The sequence below is a fragment of the Rhizobacter sp. P2_H2 genome (genome assembly GCF_056403375.1).
Map to the genome: position 1 here is coordinate 1 of NZ_JBFUFP010000261.1, position 6,064 is coordinate 6,064.

General features: G+C 69.0%; 9 protein-coding genes. 4 read left to right on the forward strand and 5 right to left on the reverse strand.

Annotated elements, in window-relative coordinates; all coding sequences use genetic code 11:
- The first annotated feature begins 396 nt into the window (after window positions 1–396).
- On the forward strand, window positions 397–819 hold the full coding sequence (locus AC1D15_RS15185; RefSeq protein WP_052213036.1) for an FKBP-type peptidyl-prolyl cis-trans isomerase: 423 nt from the start codon (window positions 397–399) through the stop codon (window positions 817–819).
- A gap of 40 nt (window positions 820–859) precedes the next feature.
- Here AC1D15_RS15185 and AC1D15_RS15190 read toward each other — a convergent pair whose 3' ends face one another.
- From AC1D15_RS15190 to AC1D15_RS15210, 5 genes are all read right to left on the reverse strand, one after another.
- Window positions 860–1,069 (reverse strand): hypothetical protein, encoded by a 210-nt coding sequence (locus AC1D15_RS15190; RefSeq protein ID WP_047511430.1) that lies wholly within the window; start codon window positions 1,067–1,069, stop codon window positions 860–862.
- A 310-nt stretch (window positions 1,070–1,379) separates the two neighbouring features.
- Window positions 1,380–1,562, reverse strand: a complete 183-nt coding sequence (locus AC1D15_RS15195; RefSeq protein ID WP_047511428.1) for a hypothetical protein — start codon at window positions 1,560–1,562, stop codon at window positions 1,380–1,382.
- A gap of 147 nt (window positions 1,563–1,709) precedes the next feature.
- Window positions 1,710–2,009: a flagellar basal body protein gene (locus AC1D15_RS15200; RefSeq protein WP_477826627.1), complete on the reverse strand. Its 300-nt coding sequence runs from the start codon at window positions 2,007–2,009 to the stop codon at window positions 1,710–1,712.
- 67 nt (window positions 2,010–2,076) lie between these two features.
- Window positions 2,077–2,442, reverse strand: coding sequence for a GFA family protein (locus AC1D15_RS15205; protein ID WP_477826628.1), 366 nt, complete (start codon window positions 2,440–2,442; stop codon window positions 2,077–2,079).
- Window positions 2,439–3,413, reverse strand: coding sequence for a threo-3-hydroxy-L-aspartate ammonia-lyase (locus AC1D15_RS15210; RefSeq protein ID WP_465113194.1), 975 nt, complete (start codon window positions 3,411–3,413; stop codon window positions 2,439–2,441). The genes AC1D15_RS15205 and AC1D15_RS15210 overlap by 4 nt, the downstream gene beginning before the upstream one ends.
- Window positions 3,414–3,582: 169 nt before the next feature.
- On the opposite strand from AC1D15_RS15210, the gene AC1D15_RS15215 reads away from it, so the two are divergent.
- The 3 genes from AC1D15_RS15215 to AC1D15_RS15225 all read left to right on the forward strand — a co-directional run.
- Window positions 3,583–4,170 (forward strand): LysE family translocator, encoded by a 588-nt coding sequence (locus tag AC1D15_RS15215; RefSeq protein ID WP_465113193.1) that lies wholly within the window; start codon window positions 3,583–3,585, stop codon window positions 4,168–4,170.
- A gap of 2 nt (window positions 4,171–4,172) precedes the next feature.
- Window positions 4,173–5,609, forward strand: a complete 1,437-nt coding sequence (locus AC1D15_RS15220) for an aminotransferase-like domain-containing protein (protein ID WP_047511420.1) — start codon at window positions 4,173–4,175, stop codon at window positions 5,607–5,609.
- 35 nt (window positions 5,610–5,644) lie between these two features.
- A partial coding sequence (locus AC1D15_RS15225) for a DEAD/DEAH box helicase (RefSeq protein WP_477826629.1) occupies window positions 5,645–6,064 on the forward strand: 420 nt, incomplete at its 3' end.

Genomic DNA, 6,064 nt, shown 5'->3' on the forward strand with positions numbered 1-6,064 from the left:
CCAGGATGGCCGTGCCGCGCCGGCCGTCCACGGCATCGGGGACGGCCAGGGTTTCCTGCATGTCGGGCAGATGATGCCCATAGGCGCAGGCACGGACGCCGCAGACATCCTGCAGGTCAGCAGCCGTGGCGGCGAGTGAAACGCTGAAAGTGAGGTGGCTTGTCGTCATGGTCGGACAGGAGGTTGGGATACCCCTGTGTGGCGTGGCACATCGCCACGTACCCACCCTATAGACAGGGACTCTCGTCGGTCCCGTTGAAAAGGACACGACCCAACACGAGTCGTAAGCCTGTGTTCCAAGTGCGTCGCCGTGCATCGATGTTCCCGGCCCATGCCGCCATTCGGCGATGATGGCCGTCCCTCATTGACCTCGGGAGTCACRGTTTGAAGACACCATTGATCGGCCTCACGGCCTGCCTGATCAGCCTGTCCACTTTTGCACAGGCCGACCTGGCGGCCAGCGCGGCGAAGGCGCAGGGCGCGCTGGTCACGCCGACCGGCCTCGTGTATCGCTCGCTGAAGGAGGGGTCGGGACCGAGCCCGGCGGCCACGGACCGTGTCCGCGTCCACTACCGCGGCACGTTCGCCGACGGGAAGGAATTCGACAGTTCCTACGCTCGCAAGGAGCCGGCGGAGTTCCCGTTGAACCGGGTGATCAAGTGCTGGACGGAAGGCGTGCAGCGCATGAAGGTGGGCGGCAAGGCGCTGCTGGTGTGTCCGCCGGCCATCGCCTACGGGGAGGCTGGCGCCGGGGGTGTCATCCCGCCGAATGCCACCTTGCAGTTCGAGGTGGAACTGCTGGGCATCGCCGGCAAGTGAGCCACCGCGGCCTGCGCCGGGCGGCGATGCTCACTGGCGTTCAGTGCAGGTCGCTGCGCATCACGGCCGGCGTCGCGTACTCGCGACCGACGACGGCTCGGGCATACAGGTAGTTGGTGCGGGCGCGGTCGCTGAGTGCGTCCATCTGCACATGCCCCTCGGCATCGCAAGGAAAGGCCAGGGCCCGGCCTTCGTTGAACAGCGACTGGAACCGGATTTCGTAGCGTGCGATTTGCGAAGTAGAGCTCATGTCAGCCTCCGTGGAGCACCTTGCCTGGGAGTGGTCGTCGACCTCAACAAGCCCAAACTCGATGACTGAAGATTAGGCGCTGCCCGGCGACTGCGCTGTCAGGGCCCCTCGTTGCAGGGGGTCAGAAAAACTCCAATCCCCGTGTCAGTGCGAAGGGTCCGTCCGACAGGGAGAGCAGCCATTGCCTGACAACCTTCCAATCCAGACTAGGCCGTCGCGACCGCCGGCATCCGCCGCCGACCGAAGATCGCGATGGCCAGACGAAAAAAAGCCGGGCAAGCCCGGCTTCTTCGTCTCAGGCCGGGCCTGATTACTTGGCAGCCGAAGCAGCCGGAGCAGCGCCTTCGGCCTTCTTCTTGTCAGCCTTGTGCTTCTTGTGGGCAGCGGCCTTCTTGGCGGGAGCCGAAGCGGCATCGGCCGTGGCAGCGGCTTGGGCGAACGAACCCACGGCGAAAGCGGACAGGACGGCGGCAACGATCAGAGACTTGGTCATGGTGTATCCCGAATTGGATGGAAGTCGTTCTGCTCGACTTCCTGAAGCTGGCCCGGCTGTTGCCCGGCTTGTGTCCACAACGGGCTTTGTTGACGATTGGTTGACGTTAAGAACCGCAAAGGCAAGTACGAGATATATGTCGTCACGTTACGCCACGGCGTCCAACAATGACCCCAGCACCTCGTCCTGCACCTTCACGGTGCGCAGGTTGGCCTGATAGGTGTAGCTGGCCGACATCTGCTCGACGGCATCGGCCTCCAGCGAACCGCCGGTCTGCCGTTGCGCAGCGATCTCGGCCTGCACGCCGCCTTCAGGCTGCGCCTGCTGGACGACCTGCTGGCGCCGAAAACCCGGGGTCTGCGCATTGGCGACGTTGTGGGCGGCGCTGTCGAGCCGCAGCTGGGCGGCGTACAGGCCGGACAGGCCGATGGAGAAGGTGTTGGACATGGCAGGACCTCGCTTGCGGCGATATCGGCCGTTCCTGCGCCGACTTGAGCGATTCCAGGCAACGGGTTCAAACCATCGCCGCGCCGACCGTCGCCCGCACCGGAATGCCGGCCGGATCGAACCCCTCCAGGCAGAACACGTTGACGCCGACGAAATCGGGCGTCACGCGCTTGCGATGGAACGGGTAGATGCCGCAGGTGCTGCAGAAGAAATGCCGCGCGGTGTGGGTGTGGAACCGGTACTCGCTGAGCGACGCCTCGCCGGCGAGCAGCGTGAACAGGCTCTCGTGCACCTTCACCATCAGCGCGTTCTTGCGCCGGCAGATCGAGCAGTCGCAGGTGGTCAGCTYGGGAAAGTCGGTCTTGATCGCGAAGCGCACCGCCCCGCAATGGCAACTGCCCTGCCACGTCTGCACCGGCCGGTCTGCACTCATGCCGCAGCCACCAGCTCGCCATAGCGCCCGAGGTCGATGTTGCCGCCGCTCAGGATCACCCCAACACGCAGGCCACGCAGGCCGGCCAGCGGCAGCACCCCCTCGAGCACCGCCGCCGCCCCCAGGCAGCCGGTCGGCTCCACGACCAGCTTCATGCGCTCGCCGATGAACCGCATCGTGCGCGCCAGCTGCGCATCGCTGACGGTAAGGATGTCGCGCACGCGGTGCTGGATCACCGGAAAGGTCAGCGCACCCACCAGCTGCGTCTGCGCCGCATCGGCAATGGTCTGCGGCACCGGGATGCTGACGCGTTCGCCGCGCCGGAACGACTGCTGCACATCGTTGCCGGCCTCCGGCTCGACGCCATACACCGCGCAGTCGGGCGACAGGTGGTTGGCCGCCGTCGCGCTGCCGCTCAGCAGCCCGCCGCCGCCGGTGCAGACGAACAGCGCATCGAGCGGACCGACCTCCTCGATCAGCTCCTTCGTGGCCGTGCCCTGCCCCGCCATCACCAGCGGATGGTCGTACGGCGGAACCAGCGTCAGGCCGCGCTCGGCGGCGAGCCGCTGGCCGATCGCCTCGCGGTCGTCGCGGTAGCGGTCGTACAGCACGACCTCGGCGCCATAGCCGCGGGTCGCGGCGATCTTGAGGGCGGGTGCGTCCTGCGGCATCACGACCACCGCCGGCATGCCCAGCAGGCTGGCGCACAGCGCGATCGCCTGCCCATGGTTGCCCGACGACCAGGCGATCACGCCGCGGCGGCGCTGCGCGGCGTCGAGCTGCACCAGCGCGTTGTAGGCGCCGCGGAACTTGAACGCGCCCATGCGCTGCAGGTTCTCGCACTTGAAGAACACCTGCGCGCCGGTGCGCTGGTTCGCGGTGCGCGAGGTGGCGACCGGCGTGCGGTGGGCCACTCCTTCGAGGTGGGCGGCAGCGATGTCGACATCGCGCCAGGAGATCGGCAGGTCCATCGTCGGGGTCCGGAAAAAGCGGAGGGTGCATCGAGCGTAGCCCAGCCTGCGCGCGCCGTGACTGTGCCCCCGCAGCGATTGATACAGTGCCTCGGCACAGCCCCCTGCCCTGTAGCTTCACGCGCCGCGGCGGCGCCCCCAAGCTCGTCTCCACCGTGAAGGAGACGCGATGAACGACCTGCTGCCCCTGCTGAGCTACTCGCTGCTGATGTCGGCGACGCCCGGTCCGAACAACATCCTGCTGACCACCTCGGGCGCGAACTTCGGCTACCGGCGCAGCCTGCCGCACCTGCTCGGCGTCAGCATCGGCGGCGGCGTGCAGACCTGGCTGGCCTGCCTGGGGCTCGGCACGCTGCTGGCGGACCACCCGGCCGTCCACGACGTGCTGCGCATCGCCGGCGCGCTGTTCCTGCTGTGGATGGCGTGGAAGCTGACGACGCCGGTGGTGTTCGGCACCGAGCTCGCGCAACCGGTCGGCTTCTTCGAGGCCGCCGCGTTCCAGTTCGTCAACCCGAAGACCTGGCTCAAGTCGGTCACCGTCGCGACGGTCTTCATGCCGGCGGGCATGCCGACCGGCGTGGCCGCGCTGCTGGTGCTGGCGATCACGCTGGCCACCAACTTCCCGTGCATCTCGATGTGGACGCTGTTCGGCGCCGGGCTGCGCCGGGTGCTGACGCGCCCCGGCTGGCGCGAGGCATTCAATGCCATCATGGCGGGATCGCTGGCCGTGCTGGCCGTGCTGTTGCTGACCCGCTGAACATGTTCTCCCTCGACCGCGACTCCCCCGCGCCGCTCGCCGACCAGATCGAGACCCGGCTGCGTGCGCTCGTCGAGGGCGGGCGCCTGTCGGCCGGCGCGAAGCTGCCGTCGATCCGCACGCTGGCGCGGCAGCTCGGCGTGAGCCCGAACACCGTGGTCACCGCCTACGACCGGCTGGTCGCGGCGGCCGTCGTCGAGTCGCGCGGCACGGCCGGCTTCTTCGTCTGCGAGACGGCGGCGCCCCCGGTGCTCGATGCCATGCTCGAAGCCGGCGAGGAGCAGGACGCCGTCTGGCTCGTGCAGCAGGCCCACGACCAGCGCGCCGGCGTGCTGCCGGTGAGCGCCGGTTCGCTGCCGGTGTCGTGGCTGGAAGACGCCATCCCCGCCATCGTCGTGCAGCGCGGCCTGGCGCGCGCCAACGGCGGCATGGCAGCGCGCTGCCCGCCGCAGGGGCTGCCCGAGCTGCGCGAGCGCATTGCCACGCTGATGCGCGGCCAGGGCATCGCGGCCGATGCGAACCGCATCCTGACCACCTACGGCGGCACCCACGCGATCGACCTGATCTGCCGCGCCTTCCTGCAGGCGGGCGATGCGGTGATGGTCGACAACCCCGGCTACCACCTGCTGTTCGACCGGCTGCGGCAGATGGGCGTGCGCATCCTGCCGATCGCGCGGCGCCACGACGGCCCCGACCTGGCGCAGATCGAGGCCGCCTGCACCGCGCACCGGCCGCGCATGTTCTTCGTTCAGAGCGTGCTGCACAACCCGACCGGCTGGAGCAGCAGCGCGGCCAACCTGCACCGCATCCTCGGGCTGGCCGACCGGCACGGCTTCCTGCTGGCCGAGGACGACGTGCAGAGCCACTTCCACCCCGGCCACCCGACGCGCCTCGCGCAGCTGTCGGAGCTGCGCAACGTCATCTACTACTCCAGCTTCTGCAAGGCGCTGAGCCCGGCGCTGCGCCTGGGCTACATCGCGGCCGAGCCGCAGTGGCTGAAGCCGCTGCTGCGCGAGAAGATCCTCTCGGTGCTGACCACCGCCTCGCTGAACGAGCACGTGCTGCTCGAGCTGCTGTCGACCGGGCGCTTCCGCAAGCACGTCGACCGGCTGCAGCAGAAGCTCGGCACCGCGCGCGGCCTGGCGACCCGCCAGCTGAGGCAGGCCGGCGTGCTGCTCGACCACCCCGGCGAGGGCGGCCTGTTCCTGTGGGGCACGGTGCCGCACGGCATCGACATCGACGAACTGGTGAAGGATGCCTACCGCAACGGCATCCTGCTGGTGCGCGGCGCCACCTTCATGGCCGACAACGCCGGCGACCCGCACCTGCGCTTCAACGTGGTGTTCAGCCAGCACGTGCGGCTGGCCGAGTACCTGACGCAGCGGCTGTCGGCGGCATCGGCCGCGAGCCGCGTGCTGGCCCGTGCGGCTGCCCGCTGAACGCCCTTCGAAGGCGCGCACCGATAATCGGGCGCATGACCCAAGCGCCCCCGCCCTCGCTCTCCGCCGCATTCAGCCAGCTGCCGCTCTCCGCCGCGACCCTCGAGAACCTGTCCCGCCTCGGCTACGAGACGATGACGCCGATCCAGGCCGCCAGCCTGCCGATCGCGCTGTCCGGCCACGACCTGATCGCGCAGGCCAAGACCGGCAGCGGCAAGACCGCCGCGTTCGCGCTCGCGCTGCTGGCGCGCCTCGACGTGAAGCGCTTCGAGGTGCAGGCGCTGGTGCTGTGCCCGACGCGCGAGCTGGCCGACCAGGTCACGCAGGAGATCCGGCGCCTCGCGCGCGCCGAGGACAACGTGAAGACGCTGACGCTGTGCGGCGGCGCGACGATGCGCCCGCAGATCGCGAGCCTGGAGCACGGTGCGCACATCGTCGTCGGCACGCCCGGGCGC

What these genes read in the sequence shown, in the direction of transcription:
- AC1D15_RS15190 (WP_047511430.1), bottom strand. Translation starts at nt 1,069, where the DNA reads ATGAGCTCTACTTCGCAAATCGCACGCTACGAAATCCGGTTCCAGTCG.
- AC1D15_RS15200 (WP_477826627.1), bottom strand. Translation starts at nt 2,009, where the DNA reads ATGTCCAACACCTTCTCCATCGGCCTGTCCGGCCTGTACGCCGCCCAG.
- AC1D15_RS15220 (WP_047511420.1), top strand. Translation starts at nt 4,173, where the DNA reads ATGTTCTCCCTCGACCGCGACTCCCCCGCGCCGCTCGCCGACCAGATC.
- AC1D15_RS15210 (WP_465113194.1), bottom strand. Translation starts at nt 3,413, where the DNA reads ATGGACCTGCCGATCTCCTGGCGCGATGTCGACATCGCTGCCGCCCAC.
- AC1D15_RS15195 (WP_047511428.1), bottom strand. Translation starts at nt 1,562, where the DNA reads ATGACCAAGTCTCTGATCGTTGCCGCCGTCCTGTCCGCTTTCGCCGTG.
- AC1D15_RS15215 (WP_465113193.1), top strand. Translation starts at nt 3,583, where the DNA reads ATGAACGACCTGCTGCCCCTGCTGAGCTACTCGCTGCTGATGTCGGCG.